Origin of the sequence: Chryseobacterium sp. KBW03 (assembly GCF_003852415.1) — a bacterium.
In the GTDB taxonomy this organism is placed as follows: Bacteria; Bacteroidota; Bacteroidia; order Flavobacteriales; family Weeksellaceae; genus Chryseobacterium; species Chryseobacterium viscerum.
In genome coordinates, this window is record NZ_QAJO01000014.1 from 174,935 (window position 1) to 193,015 (window position 18,081).

Consider the following 18,081-nt stretch of genomic DNA (forward strand, 5'->3'; position numbering starts at 1 on the left):
GATTTTCGAGGCTTTTTCTATATAAACCCATTAAAATGCTTATTTTGGCATAATAATCTCTGAGAAATAACAAATAAATTTTAAAGTAGTTTTGTGACTATGAGAATGAATAAATTAAAACTTATCGTTTTATTGGGCTTTTTTGCATCGTACACTAGTTCATGTTCTGTTCAGAACAATGTTGTAAAAACACCCTCCACGAAGAATCCGACAAAACCCACCAACAATACAACCCCACCAAAAATAAACCCTGTAGCTGTAAAACCTACAACAGGAACTCCAGCTTCATCTGACGATAATTTCAGAACCACTCTTCCGGAAATCAAAAGAGAATTCCGTGGAGCCTGGATCGCAAGTGTTGCCAATATCAACTGGCCTTCAAGAAATGATCTTACAGTAGACCAGCAGAAAGCAGAAGCAATCAGCATGCTGGATATGCTGAAAGATAATAATTTCAATGCTGCTATTTTTCAGATCAGACCTTCCGCAGATGCGCTCTATACAAGTAATATCGAGCCATGGTCTTATTTTCTGACAGGAGAAACAGGGACCGCACCTTCTCCAAATTATGACCCGCTTCAGTTCTGGATAGAAGAAGCCCACAAAAGAGGGTTGGAGCTGCATGTCTGGTTAAACCCTTATCGCGCCCATCATACCAATGGAGGATCTGTGAATAGACTTTCAATGGCTAATAAACTGTCTGATATTGTCGTAAGATTAAAGAACGGAATGTACTGGTTTGATCCGGCCAATCCGAAAACTCAGGGTCATGTTTCCAATGTTGTAAAGGATATTGTAAAAAGATACGATATTGATGCCATTCACTTTGACGATTACTTCTATCCATATGCAACCTATAACAAAGGAGCCGATTTCCCTGATAATGCAACCTGGAATGCTTACGTAAGCAGTGGTGGTAACTTATCCAGAGCAGACTGGAGAAGAGATAATGTGAATAAATTTGTAGAAAGAATCTATAAAGAAATTCATGCAGAAAAAAATAATGTAAGATTTGGGATCAGCCCATTTGGAATATGGAAGCCAGGATATCCTGCGGGAGTTGTTGGATCTTCACAATATGACGAGTTGTATGCAGATGCCAAATTATGGTTAAATAAAGGTTGGGTAGATTATTTTTCACCACAACTTTACTGGCCTATTGATTCTAAAGGACAAAGTTTTGAAGCACTTTTAAACTGGTGGAAGTCTGAAAATACAATGAACCGACACCTTTGGCCGGGATTAAATACCGTAGAGATCAGAGTGTCAGATCGTCCGACAGAGATCAAAAACCAGATTGAGATTTCCCGAAATATCCTGAAAAATGATGCCGGAGAAATTCACTGGAGTATTGCTGGACTTACCAAAAATCCCAACATGCTTCCTACGTTGAAAAATGGACCATACAATGAAAAAGCATTGGTGCCAAAGTCCCCATGGATAAAAACGGCTCCATTGCAGACTCCAACATTATTTATTGCAGATAACGGAAGCTTTGCACAGACCAGCTGGAGCATAAAAAATGCTGCTGATGTTTTTCTGTGGGCCCTTTTCACCCAATACAACGGAGTATGGCAAACTGAAATTGTAACGCTGGATACCCTTTCAAAAGATATTCCTAAATTTAAAGACGGTAAAAAACTGAATGCAGTTGCCATTAAAGCCATCGATAGATTAGGAAATGAAAGTGATTATACAGCGAAAAAGATTAAGTAGTGTCTTATGGTATAAACATAAAAAGACAATTTTTTAAACTACAAGATCCATAATCAATACTTATCATTGCGAACCATTAGGTGAAGCAATTTCAATCATAACAATAAAACCCAGTCCTGAAAAGAACTGGGTTTTTATTTTAGAATAACTATAAATTATCAATTTAAAATACTGAAAATCAATATACTTTTTAAGTGTTCTGTCTATTTTTGCTTAAAATAATAACCGTATCGGAACCATTTTTGCATCATTACTCACATAATCACCAAAATGTAAAATTATGAATACTAAAAGACTTTCCGCAAAAATGGAAAAAGCACTTAGTGACCAGATGAATAAGGAAATTCATGCATCACACATTTTTTTATCTTACGGAATTTGGGCCGATGATAAAGGCTATCAGGGAATCGCCAATTTCCTTTACCGTCATTCTCAGGAAGAAAGAAACCATTCGATCAAATTCATGGAATATATTTTAAACCGGGGCGGAAAACCTAAAGTAAACGCAATTCCAGCTCCTCCAGCCGACCCTAAAACTCTTACTGCATGCTTCGATGGTGTTTTTAAGCATGAAGTTGATAATACAACATCCATCTATAAAATTGTAGATCTTTCTATGGAAGAAAAAGACTGGGCAACCTGGAATTTTATGCAGTGGTTTGTACAGGAACAGATTGAAGAAGAAACATTAGCACAGAATTTAATTGATAAATTGAAAATTGCAGGCGGTGACAGAGCTACAGACGAATCTTTATTTACTTTAGATAAAACTTTACAGGAAGCACCCAATGATGTTCCGCTGGCTCAGAATGCTACCGGAAACAATCCATAGGTTAGCGGGTAAACCAATACCTTTTACAATCTGTCAGAATACTGACAGATTTTTTTATTATGAAACTCCCTCAAAAATCACTATCTTTGCGCACTCGTAATTCAAGGTTCGGAGTTCAATGTTTAACGTTGCTGATCCCTTGAGTTGCTTCTAAACCTTAAACTTTGAATTTTACAATATGAAATGTGGAATCGTAGGCTTACCGAATGTAGGTAAATCAACTCTTTTTAACTGTCTGAGCAACGCAAAAGCTCAATCAGCAAACTATCCTTTCTGTACAATTGAACCAAACCTTGGAACGGTTTCTGTGCCAGACCAAAGATTGTTTGAACTGGAGAAAATCGTAAAACCTGAGAAAGTTTTACCCGCTGTAGTTGAGATTGTTGATATTGCTGGTCTTGTAAAAGGAGCCAGTAAAGGAGAAGGACTGGGAAACCAGTTCTTAGCTAATATTCGTGAGTGCGAAGCGATCATTCATGTTTTAAGATGTTTTGATAACGGAAATATCATTCACGTTGAAGGTTCAGTAGACCCTTTAAGAGATAAAGAAATTATTGATATTGAGCTTCAGTTGAAAGACCTTGAAACAGTAGGAAAAGCAGTTGAAAAAGCTAAGAAATTTATTAAGTCAGGGAAGAAAGAAGATCTTCTTACTTACGAAATACTTCAGAATTTACAGAAATTCCTTGAAGATGGTAAGAATGCAAGAGAATTTGCTACTGATGATTTCGCAAAATCAATTATCTCAGAGGTTCAGTTGCTAACCAATAAACCGGTACTTTACGTTTGTAATGTAGATGAAAATTCTATCAAAAACGGAAACGATTGGATTGGTAAGATTGAAGAAATGGCGAAAGGTGAAGGTGCTGAAGTAGTCGTATTGGCTGCACAGATTGAAGCTGACATCAATGAGCTTGAAACATTTGAGGAAAGAGAAATCTTCCTTGAAGAATTAGGCCTTACAGAGCCGGGAGTAAACCGTTTGATCAGAAAAGCGTATGATCTTTTAAAACTTCAGACTTATTTTACTGCTGGAGTGAAAGAAGTAAGAGCTTGGACTATCGGACAAGGATGGACAGCTCCACAGGCTGCAGGAGTAATCCACACAGACTTCGAAAAAGGATTTATCCGTGCAGAAGTAATCAAGTATAATGATTATATCAATTTCGGTTCTGAAGTAAAAGTAAAAGAAGCCGGAAAACTTTCTGTAGAAGGTAAAGAATATATTGTACAGGATGGAGACATCATGCACTTTAGATTCAATGTATAAGAAAATATTAAAGTTCGTTTATAATAAAAAACGTTTCCATGAATTTGGGAGCGTTTTTTGCTTTTAAGTACTAAACTTTAACGATGAAAATCTTTTATTTCACAATCCTTATTTTATCTTTTTCCTGTTCAAAATCTAATGAAGATAATTGTTTTGTTGACAAGATCAATGACACAGATGATGTTGTTGTCTTCGAAATAAAAAAGCCTTACACCGCTAGACAAATTCTTGCTGAAAAGCCGGCTTATCTTGATATTATAAACCTTAAGAAATATAGAGAATTTAAAAAAGACCGTGTGGAATCTCATTCTTATATTCAGGGTTTTGAAGAAAACATAGCAAAAAATGAAGATAGTTTCAAAATATTAAATGAGAAAATTTTTGATCAATTCTATTTTTTAGCAAAACAGCAGATCGGAAATACTCTGTATGGTTTAGGCAAAAATAATCTAGGTTTCTGGCTGCTTAAAATAGAAAATAGCATCCCTAAAGCTTATTTTCTGGGACTTAGCACCAATCATTATTATTTTAATCGGACTCAGGAAAACCCAATAATTCAGGGAGATTATCTTCAGGTTGAAGGAAGTCTGGTGAAAACGGTAGAGGTGGGTGGACGTCCCGGTTATACTGATTATTCGGCAATGGAAGACGGTAAGTTGTTTAAAATCAAGTTAAAGGATCTGATGAAAGACACTGATCATGATGGTTATAACGATATTTTTGAAAAAAGTTTTGGGTTAAATCCGAATAATAAAGATACAGATGGCGATGGAATTGACGATTTTGAAGACATGAATCCAATGTTTAAATCTGAAAAGAATAAATTCACTGAGCTTTATGAATTGTTGCTGCCATATTACGGAAATGCAAATCTGAAAAACAGGCATTATACATTCCAGATTTACAAAAATAATTGTGATTATTTTCACCAGATCAATCCAGAGATCAGAGTTTTATTTATGCCTGAAGAAAAGAATAATCAAACCTACTATACCAAAGTTACAGATCTTGTGGATCAAGAAATTTCCAAAATTCAGAAAAATAAAAATAATCCGAACAGTTTCTATATATATAAAGTTGGAAACAGTTTTAAAAATGATTATTCTGTAGATTATCAAAAAGGAACATGGAAACTCAAAGTGATTGGAGGATATATTATTTAAATACCTTGGTTCTATCCAAATAAGAATCGCTTCCTTATTGGAAGCGATTCTTTTATGATAAATAGGAATCTTATAAAGTATTAAATTATGCTGGATCATGGATTATATTACACTGTGGCTCGGCACAATCATCGCTAATCCTTATACAGATACCTCCTACAAAACATTTTGGTTTTCCGCCAGCAATAGTTCTCAACTCTTTTTTATTAAGTTTTTTCCCTTTGGTTAAGCTTTTCATGTTTTAATTATTTGTATTCATTAAATTTCAATACCAGGCTGACATTGTAGCTCTGCACAGGCAAAAGAAATTCTTTTACAAGTCAGATCAGGGAGCAGACACATTTCTTTTCCACCAGTAATAACTCTTAATTGTTTTTTATTCAATTTTTTTCCGTGGTTTAAATCTTGATTTTTCATAATACTTGATTTTGGGTTTAGTTAATTATTTTGTAAATCTTAAGGCTGTGGTCTGCAAATTTTTTGAGCACAACCGACTGAAATCTTAGTACAGTTTCTTACATCATCAGGTGGATACGTTTCACAAGGAAATTCTGTACATAGAATTGGCTCCATACAATCTAACATACCTCCCTTAATAGTTTTTAATTCTTTTTTGTTTAATTTTTTCCCGATTTGATTGATTTGGTTTTTCATTGATTTGATTTTTAATGGGTTAGTTTTAACGAAAGTAATAAAAATAATTGAAGTATATCACCATGTTTAGAAAAAATGTATAATTATTTACCTAATTAATTGTAATATTAACAATTGGCTTACACTGAATTAGCAAATCCATTGAACTTTTCAACACAATAAGAATGGACTTTTCAACACATTGATTTAGTGTTTTATTTTGGAAATTTGCCTTACTAATACTTCAGAAAGATGGAAAATAAACAAACGGTTTTGGTAACAGGAGGTTCAGGTTTTATAGCCTCTTATTGTATGATTGCCCTGCTTAATAATGGGTATAAAGTAAGAGCTACCCTTCGTTCCCTTAATAAGTCAGAATTGGTAAAACAAATGTTGAAAGAAGGAGGAATCAGCTCTTTTGAAAACTTAACTTTTGCGGAAGCCGATTTAGAAAATGAATCAAGTTGGGAAAAAGCTGTTGAAGGCTGTCAATACGTTATTCATACAGCTTCACCTACACCTCATACCGATGCAAAAACAGAAGATGATTTTGTGATTCCGGCTAAAAACGGAGTGCTTTTTGTGTTGAGAGCTGCCCAAAAAGCAGGGGTGAAAAGAGTTGTGCTGACTTCAGCCTTTGGTGCTGTGAGTTACGGTACATTGAAAAATACGCCTTATACGGAAGAAGACTGGACGGTGCTCAATGATACAGTAGCGCCTTATCAGCGTTCTAAAACCATTTCAGAAAGAGCTGCCTGGGATTTTATCCAAAATGAGGGCAATGGGATGGAACTGTCTGTAGTGAATCCAACGACTGTGATGGGACCGGTCTTATCAAATGATTATGCGCATTCTATTCAGATTATAAAACAAATGCTCAATGGAGAAATGAGAGGCTGTCCTAAGCTGATTACAGGCTTTGTAGACGTACGGGATGTTGCAGATCTTCATCTTAAAGCATTAAGTATGCCCGAAGCCAATGGTCAGCGCTTTATTGCTGTAGCAGGAGAAGCCCTTTCTATGCTGGAAGTGGCTGCTGTTCTCAGAAACAATTTAGGAAAGGTTGCAGACAAGGCACCTACAAAAGAATTGTCTAATTGGATCATCCGATTGTTTGCTGTTTTTAATCCAAAATTAAAAATGATTGTTCCTCACTTTGGATTGGTAAAAAGAGCCAGTAGTGAAAAAGCAGAAAAATTATTAGGATGGAAGCCAGGAAAAGCCGAAGAAGCTATATTAGCTGCCGCAGAAAGTTTAATTAAATTTAATCAGATTTAAAATGAAAGTCATTAGTAAGGTAATGTGGGCAAGAGTAAAAGGAAGAACTGAAAATACTTTGCTTGAACTTCCTTTTAAAGCAGTATATAATTTTCGCCCCGGATTCATGAGGCCCGTAAAAGGTCAGAAAAATGTTCGCTTTATTTACCGTATTTTTGATACACTTTCACCATTGTGGTACTTGGTTTTCCCCAATTGGATCTGCAGGATGAATGAAGTAGGATTAGCTATGATTCACTGTGTTTACAAAGGGTATCCCCAAACTGTATTGGAAGTGAAAGACATTAAAATATCAGCCCGATGAAAACATTCTTAAAACTGCTTAAAAGAACTATAATTGCTTTATTGTGTCTCATTCTGATAATGATCTTTATAGGTTGGTTTTATATGAAGAAGCCGCAATTTGGAGCATTACCTGAAGGAGAAAGATTAGAACAGGTCAAAAAATCATCCCATTATAAAGAAGGGAAATTCAGGAACCTGGAAGAAAAACCAACGATTACTGAAGGATACAGCATGTTAGGTGAAATATGGAGGTCTCTGGCCAAAGAATATCCTCATACAGAACCCATTGATGCCATACCTTCCATAAAAACGGATCTGAAATCAATTCCTGCAAACGAAAATGCGATCGTATGGTTCGGACACTCTTCTTTCTTTTTACAGCTGGATGGAGTTAAGATTTTAGTAGATCCTGTTTTCAGTGGTAAGGCGTCACCATTACCCTGGGGAGTAAAAGCTTACAAAGGAAGCGATATTTACACGGCAGATGATATGCCGGAGATCGATTATATGCTGCTTTCACACGATCATTACGACCATCTGGATTACGAAACAGTACAAGCTTTACAACCCAAAGTGAAACATGTGGTTTGTGGACTGGGAGCAGGCGCACATTATGAAAGATGGGGCTATACAAAACAGCAGATTATTGAAAAAGATTGGGGCGATAAAGTACAGGTAAAGCCGGATTTTGCCATTTTTACTGAAAGTTCTCATCATGACGGAGGGAGAGGTTTTAAAAGTTCACAGGCTTTATGGCTCTCATTTTTTATCCAGTCACCTGCCATGAATGTTTATTACAGTGGAGATGGAGGCTATAGCAGCCGTTTTAAGAAGATTGCTGAAAAATACCCTTCCATCGACTGGGCTATCATGGAATGCGGACAATACAATAAAGCATGGCAGTCGGTGCATGAGCTTCCTGAAGAAGTAGCGCTGGCAGCCACAGAATTGAAAGCAAAAAATATGCTTCCCGTTCACCATTCCAAATTTACACTGGCAAGACATCCATGGAATGAACCTTTAGAACGTATTTCAGCACTGTCACAGTCAAAATCTTACCGCCTTGCTACCCCTATGATTGGTGAAAAGGTAAAACTGAATGACAGTACACAGCAGTTTAAGCAATGGTGGAAAAATATAAAATAATGTACTATGAAAATAACTGAGATAAAATCCTGTTTTGTCGGTCCCACAATTTCGCCGGAACAATTTATAGAGGAACATTTCTTTTTATTTCTGGCAAAAGGAACCATGAACGGTTATGATGGCAATAAACATTATGTGCTGAAGCCTGGTGACAGTTGTATTGTACGTAAAAACCGTCTGGCTCGTTATAATAAACAGAAAGACAATAACGAATTTGAAAAAGTCATTTTTATTTTTGATGAACCATTTTTAATAGACTTTCATAAAAAGCACAGCCTGTCTTTTCAGAATTATCAGTCAAAAAATGCTTTTATTCCTGTAAAAAAAGATCCGATAATTAATAGTTTTTTGCTTTCATTAGAACCTTATTACACAGATTCCGGGCAGATAAACAATGCCTTTTCAGACGTAAAGAGAGAAGAATTATTACTCATCCTATTGCAGCTGCATCCGGAATTGTCAGATATACTCTTTGATTTTGGCGTTCCTGGGCGGTTGGATCTTGAAGAATTTATGCAGAAAAACTATAAATTTAATGTTAATTTAGAACGCTTCGCCTACCTTACAGGACGCAGTTTATCTGCTTTTAAAAGAGATTTTAAAAAAATATTTGATGAAACACCCAACCGCTGGTTAATCAAAAGACGCTTACAGGAAGCAAAATTTCTGATTGAAGAAAAAAAACAAAGACCCTCAGACATTTATATTAACCTTGGATTTGAGGATCTATCACACTTCTCATTTGCATTTAAAAAAGAATTTGGAGTGCTGGCAAGTAATCTTTGATACATTCAAAGCTGGCTGTTTTATAAGTTTGTATATTTGAATTTTACAAATCATCTGCGATGGAAAAAATAGCACATACTTCACTCGAAGATTTTTATAAAGAGATGGCCGCCAAATTAGGCAAGGATCTGGAAAGTATTTTTCCAAAGGGACTTCATAAAGATATTGGGCACTTTAATGTATTCGATATTGCCCAGACGATTGAAAGGGCAAAAACGACTTCTGAAATGCCTTATAACAGAAGGAAATACTATAAGATAAGCTTTATAAGAGGGAGAAACAGGGCAGAATATGCAGACAAAGTAATTTCGATCAAGCAAAACGCTTTATTGTTTGCTACCCCTAAGGTTCCTTATCATTGGGTGCCTGAAGATCCGGACCAGTCAGGAAGTTTCTGTGTGTTTACAGAAGACTTTTTCATTAAAGATAAATCTTACTATAACCTCGAAGATCTCCCTATCTTTCAGCCTGGGGGAGTACCCGTTTTTGAAATTGATAATGAACTTGCAGAAGAGATTGAAAACCTTTTTAAAAAAATAAAAAAAGAGATCGATTCAGACTATGTATTTAAATATGATCTGATCAGAAACTATGTCCTGGAACTGATTCACTATGGGCAGAAACTACAGCCGGCATCCAAAATATCGGCTTCAAATGATGCTTCCATGAGAGTTGTTTCTTTATTTATAGAGTTGTTGGAAAGACAGTTTCCTATTGAATCCTGGGAACAGAGATTGCAGTTGAAAACAGCAAAAGATTATGCAGACAGACTCGCTGTGCATGTCAATTATCTGAATAAAAGATTAAAAGAAAGCACCGGAAAAACAACGACGGAATTTATTTCTGACCGTATTACTCAGGAAGCCAAAATCTTGTTAAAACAGACCAGATGGAACGTCTCGGAAATATCTTATGCTTTAGGTTTTGAAGAAATAGCCCATTTTTCCAATTTCTTTAAAAGAAAAACCACGTTTACCCCATTGGAATTTCGTTCCTGATTTGAATTTTGCAAATTTCAGATTGATTCAAGCAAACACTTCAGTCTGAAAATACCCCAACTTTGTACCATCAAAATAATCAAAATACAATGAACACAAAAACAAATATCGCACTGGTAACTGGAGGAAGCCGTGGATTGGGAAAAAACTCAGCGCTTAAAATTGCTCAAAAAGGACTTGATGTTATCATTACTTACAGAAGCAACAAAGAAGAAGCAGAAGCTGTTGTTAATGAAATTAAATCAATAGGAAGGAACGCTGCTGCCTTTCAGCTAGATACCAAAGACATGAAAAGCTTTGATACTTTTGTGAAAGACGTTACGGATCACTTACAGGAAAATACAGGAAGTACTCATATCGACTATCTTGTCAATAATGCAGGAACAGCTTTGTATTCACCGATTACGGAAGTGACAGAAGAACAGCTTGATGATGTTGTGGATATCCATTTCAAGGGAGTGTTTTTCCTGACTCAAAAATTATTGCCATTCATCAATGATGGAGGAGGAATTATTAATGTGTCTTCAGGGCTGGCAAGGTTTGCAACACCCGGATCTTCTATTTATGGATCAATAAAGGCTGGTGTAGAAATGCTTACGAAATATATGGCCAAAGAATTAGGATCAAGAAAGATCAAAGCAAATGTAGTAGCTCCGGGCGCTATTGAAACAGATTTTGGGGGTGGTAGAGTGAGAGATAATGAAGAGATCAATGCAATGGTAGCAGGGGCTACAGCTCTTGGAAGAGTAGGACTTCCTGATGATATCGGTGGAGTAGTAGCATTCCTGTGTACGGAAGATGCCAGATGGATCAATGGCCAGAGAATTGAAGTTTCAGGAGGAATGTTTTTATAAGACTTGATTCTCTGAGATTAATCTTAATTACAATACAATCGGCTGGCTCATTTTTGAGCCAGCCGATTGTATTATTTCCTGTTTCTTTGAGAAGAGTAGACTTTTGATTCTGATTCAATCTACGCATCTGGTTCAAGAGGTTCCGGCAGCTGGCACTCTGCTTCTCTACATCCAGGGCCGATATATACACAATATCCCGAAGAATTGGTACATCTTACATTCCCAAAACCTCCATTCACTGTATGTAATTCTTTCCTTGTTAATCTTTTTCCTTTGATCTCTTTTTTCATGGTTTTATTATTTAATAAGTTGATTATTATAAATATATGAAAAATTATAATGTATAAATCACTTATTAAAGAGAAAAATCATTTATTGTTTCAGCCAAATAATAAATAAAAATCTACGGGAGAATAAAATATATAATATTCTTTGAAAAAATAGATTTCCCGTTGCATTCTTAAAAAAGAGTAGAGTTGAGATATACACATCATTTTAGGAAAGTACAATTTTATCGAAGATAAAATCTTCGCGCCCTAAAAACATCTGGCTTATAAAATTTCTTTGCGTCTTAGCGTTTACAAACAAAACAATAAAAACATGATTAAATCCGCGATAAATTCTCAATAGCCCTTTCTAAGGTCTCCTGCTTCTTGGCAAAACACAATCTGATCACATTTTCATTCAGTTTATTTTTATAAAACGAAGAGAAAGGAACACTGGCAACCTTGTGATTAATGGTAAGCTCTGAGGCAAAGTCAAAATCATTTTTATCCGATATCTTACCATATTTTACAGCCTGAAAATACGTTCCTTCACAATCCAGAAATTCAAAAGAAGTTCCTTCAAGACCTTTTCTCAGAAAATCTCTTTTTTCCTGGAAAAACTGATTCAGGTGGGTATAATGCTCTTCATTCTTCATGTATTCTGCCAATGCAAGCTGAATAGGAGTATTTACACAGAACACATTGAATTGATGCACCTTTCTGAATTCGTCCGTTAGGATTTTAGGAGCAGCACAATAGCCAACTTTCCAACCGGTAACGTGGAAAAGTTTCCCGAATGAGGCAATAAGAAAACTTCTTTCTTTAAGCTCAGGATATTTACAGATGCTTAGATGCTGTTTACCATCAAAAACAATATTTTCATATACTTCATCACTTAAAATAAGAATGGAAGTTCCTTTTACCAGTTGAATAAGCTCCTGGATATCATTTTCTTTAAGGATTTTACCTGATGGGTTATTAGGATTGTTAAGAATGATCATTCGGGTTTTGTCGCTGACAAGACTTTTTACAGCTGTCCAGTCGATTTCATAATCCGGAGCTTTCATCTCAAAACGTTTTACAATCCCTCCGAAAAGCTCTACAGTAGGTTCATAACAATCATAAGCCGGTTCGAAAATAATCACTTCATCATCTTTCTTGATAAAAGAGGCAATAACGGTGAAAATAGACTGAGTTCCGCCTGCTGTAACCGTTATTTCAGTATCCGGATGATAAACTGCCTGGTGGCTGTTTTCGATTTTTCGTGCAATTTCTTCCTTTAGACCAATCATCCCTCCTAATGGAGCATACTGATTGAAGCCTTTTTTAATAAAATGATCTACGTAATTCAGCAATTCCGGATCAGGCATAAAATCAGGAAACCCCTGAGAAAGATTAATCGCCTCATTTTCATTGGCAAGCTGAGTCATCTGACTGAAAATAGTAGTTCCTACATTGGAAAGCTTTGATAAAGGAAGTTGTATCATAAAAACAGTTTTGTTGATCGAATTTAATGAAATATTTAAAACAGTCTGAAAATTATGGTAATAAAATATTTATTGACGAGCCAAAAGATAAAATTTCTATAAGATGTAATAGGTAACGAAAATTTTGAGAGTTAAAAATAAACTCTGATTGCTTTTGTACTAGGAACAAATTTGATTGTGTTAAAACTCTATGACTGTTCTCTTGACAAAACGATAAAAGTTAGTAAAAAATGATTTTTAAAATTCGGATAATTTTGGACAATTTTGTACTTTTGTATGTTTGCTGAAATCATATATGTCACAAGAAATAAATCCAACCTACTCCGAAGATAATATCAGAACCCTCGATTGGCAGGAACACATCCGTCTGCGCCCCGGTATGTACATCGGGAAGCTCGGTGATGGTTCTTCCGCTGATGATGGTATTTATATATTGCTAAAAGAAATCCTTGATAACTCTATTGATGAGTTCAGGATGAGATCCGGAAAAAGAATTGAAATAAAACTGGACGACGGCAAAGTTACCATCCGTGACTTTGGACGTGGAATCCCGTTGGGAAAAGTCGTAGATGCTGTTTCCAAAATGAATACCGGTGGTAAGTACGACAGTAAAGCGTTTAAAAAATCTGTAGGATTGAACGGGGTCGGTAGTAAAGCGGTGAATGCCCTTTCAGACTACTTCAGAGTGCGTTCTTTCCGTGACGGAAAAATGAAAGCAGCTGAATTCTCCCGTGGAGTGATCACAGAAAATTTTGAAGAAAAAGAGACTTCAGACAGAAATGGTACTGAAATTTCCTTTGTTCCTGATGGAGATATCTTCCTGCATTTCAAATACAGAAAAGAGTATATCGAAAGAATGCTCCGCAATTATGCCTATCTGAATCCGGGACTTAAAATTCTTTTCAACGGAGAAACGTATTATTCTGAAAATGGGCTTAAAGACTTGTTGGAAGAAGAATTAGAGAGTGATATCCTTTATCCGATCATTCATTTGAAGGATGAAGATATTGAGGTAGCGATTACACATTCTGACAAATCTCAGACAGAAACCTACTTCTCATTCGTTAACGGACAGAATACCACTCAAGGGGGAACACACCTTAATGCATTCCGTGAAGCGTATGTAAAGACGATTCGTGAGTTCTTCAATAAAAGTTTTGATGCTTCCGATATCAGGAAGTCTATTATCGCAGCAATCTCGATCAATGTAGAAGAACCTATTTTCGAATCTCAGACCAAAACAAAATTAGGATCTAATGATATTGGACCGAATGGACCTACGGTAAGAATATTTATCATAGATTTCCTTAAAAGCAAACTGGATAACTTCCTACATAAGAATCCAGACATTGTAGAAGCGATCCAAAGAAAGATATTGATTTCCGAGAGAGAAAGAAAAGAACTTTCCGGAATCCAGAAACTGGCGAGAGAAAGAGCAAAGAAAGTTTCTCTTCACAATAAAAAACTTCGTGACTGCAGACAGCACTATAATGATCAGAAAGCCGAGAGAAAAGGAGATTCTCAGATCTTCATTACCGAAGGAGATTCTGCATCAGGATCTATCACAAAATCCAGAGATGTAGAAACACAGGCTGTATTCTCGCTTAAAGGTAAACCGCTGAACTGCTATGGTCTTACCAAGAAAGTGGTCTATGAAAACGAGGAGTTTAACCTTCTTCAGGCGGCTTTGAATATTGAAGAAAGCTTGGAAGACCTGAGATATAATCAGGTAATCATTGCTACCGATGCCGATGTCGATGGGATGCACATCCGTTTGCTGATGATTACTTTCTTCCTGCAGTTCTTCCCGGATCTGATAAAAAACGGTCACCTTTATATCCTTCAGACTCCGTTATTCAGAGTAAGAAATAAAAAAGAAACAAGATACTGCTATACAGAAGTTGAAAGAGTAAAAGCATTGAATGAGTTGGGGAAAAATCCTGAAATCACACGATTTAAAGGATTAGGAGAGATTTCCCCGGACGAATTCAAACATTTCATCGGTAAAGATATCAGGCTAGAACCTGTAGTGATAGGAAAAGACCAGACTATAGAACAACTTCTGGAGTTTTATATGGGAAAAAATACTCCGGACAGACAGGTTTTCATTCTTGAAAATCTTGTGGTGGAGGATGATACGGATATTGATAAAAAAGTAATTCCGGAGGAAGTAGAAAATTAAAAAAAACTTTAAATCAAAAAAAATGGTCGTAAAAGACCATATAGAGACTGAAAAAAACACAATTTTGGATGAAGTAGGAGATTATAAAACTTACACACCAAAAAAATCAAAATGAGACTAAGTAACCGTAATAAAGTATCAGTTTATAACTCTTTGAGTACCCTGCTTTTAATGATGACAATGTTTGGGTTAATCGTATTTGCAGCCAATAAATATAGATTTAATGCACTGGGGAAAGAAAGTTATTTATTGGTTATTGTTCCTGTTCTGCTGCTGATTATCTTTTATATTTGCGGACGACAAATTTTTGAATATGACAGCGATGGAGAAGCGCTTAATTTTAAAAACAGGAATATTATTCCTTTTTTGGACAAGCCTCTTCACGATGAATTTCCGAAATATAAGCTGATAAAATATGACGTGGTTTGTATTTTCTTTGTCAAAAGATTATATGTTACAGTTTCAAGTAAGAATAATGGTTCTACCATATTGAAGTACCAGATTTCTTATTTGACCAAAAAAGAAGTAAACGATTTAAAACTCTCTCTGAACAAAGTAGTGAAAGCTAATAAAGAGAAAAAAGATTAACAAAACAGATGACGACAGAAGAATATTCGCATGAGGGTGAAAGCTTAAAGAAAGTTTCCGGTTTATACAAAGACTGGTTCCTGGATTATGCTTCCTATGTAATTTTGGATAGAGCTATCCCTTCGGTATATGACGGTTTGAAACCCGTTCAGCGAAGAATCATGCACTCTATGCGGGAACTGGAAGACGGCCGTTATAATAAAGTGGCCAATATTGTGGGAAATACGATGAAGTATCACCCCCATGGAGATGCTTCCATTACTGATGCCATGGTGCAGGTCGGACAGAAAGAATTACTGATAGATACTCAGGGAAACTGGGGAAATATCTATACAGGAGACTCTGCTGCTGCTGCAAGATATATCGAAGCAAGACTGACACCTTTTGCCCTGGAAGTAGTTTTTAATCCTAAAACTACAGAATGGACAAAGTCTTATGACGGAAGAAATAATGAACCTATTGACTTACCGGTAAAATTTCCTTTACTTCTTACACAGGGAGTAGAAGGTATTGGGGTAGGGCTTTCCACCAAAATACTTCCCCATAACTTCAATGAGCTTATCAATGCATCTGTAGCACATCTGAAAGGAAAAAATTTCGAAGTGTATCCGGACTTTTTAACAGCCGGTTATCTGGATGTTTCCGAATATAATGACGGCCACAGAGGAGGAAAAGTAAGAGCAAGAGCAAGAATTACCCAGACGGATAAACATACATTGGTTATTTCTGAGCTTCCTTACTCAAAAACAACAACTGATCTTATTGACTCTATTTTAAAGGCCAATGAGAAAGGAAAGATCAAGATCAAAAAGATTGAGGATAATACCTCAGATAAGGTAGAAATCCTGATTCATATTCATAATGATGTTTCACCGGATAAGACGATCGATGCTCTGTATGCATTCACGGACTGTCAGGTGACAATCTCTCCGAATGCCTGCGTGATCGTAGGTGACAAACCCATGTTCATGAATGTTTCTGACATTTTGAAAATGAATACGGAGCATACAGTGTCATTGCTGAAGAAAGAGCTTGAAATTGAACTTCATGAGCTTCAGGAAAGCTGGCATTTCTCTTCATTAGAAAGAATTTTCATAGAAAACAGAATCTATCACGATATTGAGGAGGTGGAAACCTGGGAAGATGTCATAAAAACAATCGATGCAGGATTAAAACCTCATACCAAACATCTTTTAAGAGCTGTTACAGAAGAAGATATTTTAAAGCTGACAGAGATCAGAATCAAGAGAATTTCAAGATTCGATTTAGATAAGTTTAAAGAAAATATTGCAGCGCTGGAAGGTAAAATAGAGCAGGTGAAGCACCATCTTGCCAATCTGATTGCCTATGCCATTGATTATTATTTGAATATTCAGAAAAAATACGGAAAAGACAAGCAGAGAAAAACAGAGCTTAGAATTTTTGATACGATTGATGCTACAAAAGTAGCCGTAGCCAATGAGAAATTCTATGTGAATTTTGAAGAAGGCTTTATCGGAACATCCCTTAAAAAAGACCAGTATCTGTTTGACTGTTCTGATATTGATGATATCATCATTTTCAGAAAAGACGGAAGCATGAAAGTGGTAAAAGTAGAAGCTAAAACTTTTGTCGGAAAAGATATTCTGCATGTTGCCATCTGGAAGAAAAATGATAAGAGAACAGTATATAATATGATCTACCGCGAAGGCAGAGAAGGTCCTTATTATATGAAGCGTTTCTCCGTAACAGGAGTTACCCGAAATACAGACTATCCGCTAGCATCAGACAAAAAAGGCTCAGAAACACTTTACTTTTCAGCAAATCCTAATGGAGAGGCAGAAACAGTGACTGTTCTTTTAAAACCAAACCCTAGAATCAGGAAGAATAAAATGGAGATCAGTTTTTCTGACCTTGCCATCAAAGGACGTGATTCCAAAGGAAATCTGGTGACAAAATATGCCGTGAAGAAAGTAGATATGAAAGAAGAAGGAGTTTCTACTCTGGCACCTAGAAAGATCTGGTTTGACGATACGGTAAGAAGACTGAATGCAGATGTAAGAGGAACGTTACTGGGAAGCTTCAAAGGAGATGACAGAATTCTGACGATCAATACCAACGGTGAGGTAAAACTGGTATCTTTTGATTTGGGTAACCGTTTTGATGACGAATATCTGATTCTGGAAAAATGGAGACCTGCGCAGCCGATCACCTGTATTTATTATGATGGAGAGAAAGACATTTACTTCATCAAGAGATTCTTACTGGAAAACACCGTAAACGTACAGACTTTCATGCCGTCTGAGCATCCAAAATCATTCATTGAAAACATTATTGTTGCCAATGATGCAACCGCTGAAATTATTTTCGCAAAAGATAAAGGAAAAGACCGTGACTCTGAAACCATAAATATCGACGAATTTATAACCGTAAAAGGAATAAAAGCAATCGGTAACCAGTTTACGAAATTTAAAGTAAAGGCAATCAATATTACCATTCCTGAACCGGTAGAAGAAGAACCTGAAGTGTACGAAGATCCTGAACCAACCGGAGATATGGATGAAGATGGAGGAATTATAGGGGACCTGTTTCAAGGTGACGAACCTGAAAATTAAAAA

At 36.2% G+C, this 18,081-nt stretch carries 17 protein-coding genes; 13 read left to right on the forward strand and 4 right to left on the reverse strand.

From position 1 onward, the window contains the following. Window positions 1-99 precede the first annotated feature (99 nt). The 4 genes from DBR39_RS22730 to DBR39_RS22745 all read left to right on the forward strand — a co-directional run bounded on the left by DBR39_RS22730 (window position 100) and on the right by DBR39_RS22745 (window position 4,981). Window positions 100-1,716 carry a glycoside hydrolase family 10 protein gene (locus tag DBR39_RS22730; RefSeq protein ID WP_124536964.1) on the forward strand — a complete coding sequence of 539 codons (1,617 nt, stop codon included), beginning with the start codon at window positions 100-102 and terminating at the stop codon, window positions 1,714-1,716. A gap of 280 nt (window positions 1,717-1,996) precedes the next feature. Further along, complete coding sequence (locus DBR39_RS22735; protein WP_124536965.1) at window positions 1,997-2,548, forward strand: ferritin; 552 nt, start codon at window positions 1,997-1,999, stop codon at window positions 2,546-2,548. 178 nt (window positions 2,549-2,726) lie between these two features. After that, window positions 2,727-3,818: a redox-regulated ATPase YchF gene (ychF, locus tag DBR39_RS22740; protein WP_124536966.1), complete on the forward strand. Its 1,092-nt coding sequence runs from the start codon at window positions 2,727-2,729 to the stop codon at window positions 3,816-3,818. Window positions 3,819-3,901: 83 nt separating this feature from the next. Continuing rightward, a complete protein-coding gene (locus DBR39_RS22745) occupies window positions 3,902-4,981 on the forward strand; it encodes a hypothetical protein (protein ID WP_124536967.1) in 1,080 nt (359 codons plus the stop codon). 258 nt (window positions 4,982-5,239) lie between these two features. Here the strand turns inward: DBR39_RS22745 and DBR39_RS24400 are convergent, their stop codons facing one another. Together DBR39_RS24400 and DBR39_RS22750 are read right to left on the reverse strand one after the other, a co-directional pair. Then, on the reverse strand, window positions 5,240-5,398 hold the full coding sequence (locus DBR39_RS24400; RefSeq protein WP_165835326.1) for a hypothetical protein: 159 nt from the start codon (window positions 5,396-5,398) through the stop codon (window positions 5,240-5,242). Window positions 5,399-5,437: 39 nt separating this feature from the next. Beyond that, window positions 5,438-5,635, reverse strand: coding sequence for a bacteriocin (locus tag DBR39_RS22750; RefSeq protein WP_124536968.1), 198 nt, complete (start codon window positions 5,633-5,635; stop codon window positions 5,438-5,440). 231 nt (window positions 5,636-5,866) lie between these two features. Here DBR39_RS22750 and DBR39_RS22755 point away from each other — a divergent pair, with 231 nt between their 5' ends. The 6 genes from DBR39_RS22755 to DBR39_RS22780 all read left to right on the forward strand — a co-directional run bounded on the left by DBR39_RS22755 (window position 5,867) and on the right by DBR39_RS22780 (window position 10,961). Beyond that, on the forward strand, window positions 5,867-6,892 hold the full coding sequence (locus tag DBR39_RS22755) for an SDR family oxidoreductase (RefSeq protein WP_124536969.1): 1,026 nt from the start codon (window positions 5,867-5,869) through the stop codon (window positions 6,890-6,892). 1 nt (window position 6,893) lies between these two features. After that, on the forward strand, window positions 6,894-7,196 hold the full coding sequence (locus DBR39_RS22760; protein ID WP_124536970.1) for a hypothetical protein: 303 nt from the start codon (window positions 6,894-6,896) through the stop codon (window positions 7,194-7,196). Next, window positions 7,193-8,323, forward strand: a complete 1,131-nt coding sequence (locus DBR39_RS22765) for an MBL fold metallo-hydrolase (RefSeq protein ID WP_124536971.1) — start codon at window positions 7,193-7,195, stop codon at window positions 8,321-8,323. The genes DBR39_RS22760 and DBR39_RS22765 overlap by 4 nt, the downstream gene beginning before the upstream one ends. Window positions 8,324-8,329: 6 nt before the next feature. Continuing rightward, window positions 8,330-9,109 carry a helix-turn-helix domain-containing protein gene (locus DBR39_RS22770; protein ID WP_124536972.1) on the forward strand — a complete coding sequence of 260 codons (780 nt, stop codon included), beginning with the start codon at window positions 8,330-8,332 and terminating at the stop codon, window positions 9,107-9,109. A 59-nt stretch (window positions 9,110-9,168) separates the two neighbouring features. After that, entirely contained in the window at window positions 9,169-10,107 is a 939-nt protein-coding gene (locus DBR39_RS22775) for a helix-turn-helix domain-containing protein (RefSeq protein WP_124536973.1), read from the forward strand. A gap of 89 nt (window positions 10,108-10,196) precedes the next feature. Next, window positions 10,197-10,961 (forward strand): SDR family NAD(P)-dependent oxidoreductase, encoded by a 765-nt coding sequence (locus tag DBR39_RS22780; protein WP_124536974.1) that lies wholly within the window; start codon window positions 10,197-10,199, stop codon window positions 10,959-10,961. A gap of 119 nt (window positions 10,962-11,080) precedes the next feature. Here DBR39_RS22780 and DBR39_RS24405 read toward each other — a convergent pair whose 3' ends face one another. Next, window positions 11,081-11,251 carry a hypothetical protein gene (locus DBR39_RS24405; RefSeq protein WP_185147246.1) on the reverse strand — a complete coding sequence of 57 codons (171 nt, stop codon included), beginning with the start codon at window positions 11,249-11,251 and terminating at the stop codon, window positions 11,081-11,083. 314 nt (window positions 11,252-11,565) lie between these two features. Further along, on the reverse strand, window positions 11,566-12,714 hold the full coding sequence (locus DBR39_RS22785; RefSeq protein WP_124536975.1) for a methionine aminotransferase: 1,149 nt from the start codon (window positions 12,712-12,714) through the stop codon (window positions 11,566-11,568). Between the two features lie 295 nt (window positions 12,715-13,009). On the opposite strand from DBR39_RS22785, the gene DBR39_RS22790 reads away from it, so the two are divergent. The 3 genes from DBR39_RS22790 to DBR39_RS22800 all read left to right on the forward strand — a co-directional run bounded on the left by DBR39_RS22790 (window position 13,010) and on the right by DBR39_RS22800 (window position 18,078). Continuing rightward, complete coding sequence (locus DBR39_RS22790; RefSeq protein ID WP_124536976.1) at window positions 13,010-14,896, forward strand: DNA topoisomerase IV subunit B; 1,887 nt, start codon at window positions 13,010-13,012, stop codon at window positions 14,894-14,896. A gap of 111 nt (window positions 14,897-15,007) precedes the next feature. Further along, window positions 15,008-15,484, forward strand: a complete 477-nt coding sequence (locus tag DBR39_RS22795) for a hypothetical protein (protein WP_228447903.1) — start codon at window positions 15,008-15,010, stop codon at window positions 15,482-15,484. A gap of 8 nt (window positions 15,485-15,492) precedes the next feature. Then, on the forward strand, window positions 15,493-18,078 hold the full coding sequence (locus DBR39_RS22800) for a DNA gyrase/topoisomerase IV subunit A (protein WP_124536977.1): 2,586 nt from the start codon (window positions 15,493-15,495) through the stop codon (window positions 18,076-18,078). Window positions 18,079-18,081 lie beyond the last annotated feature (3 nt).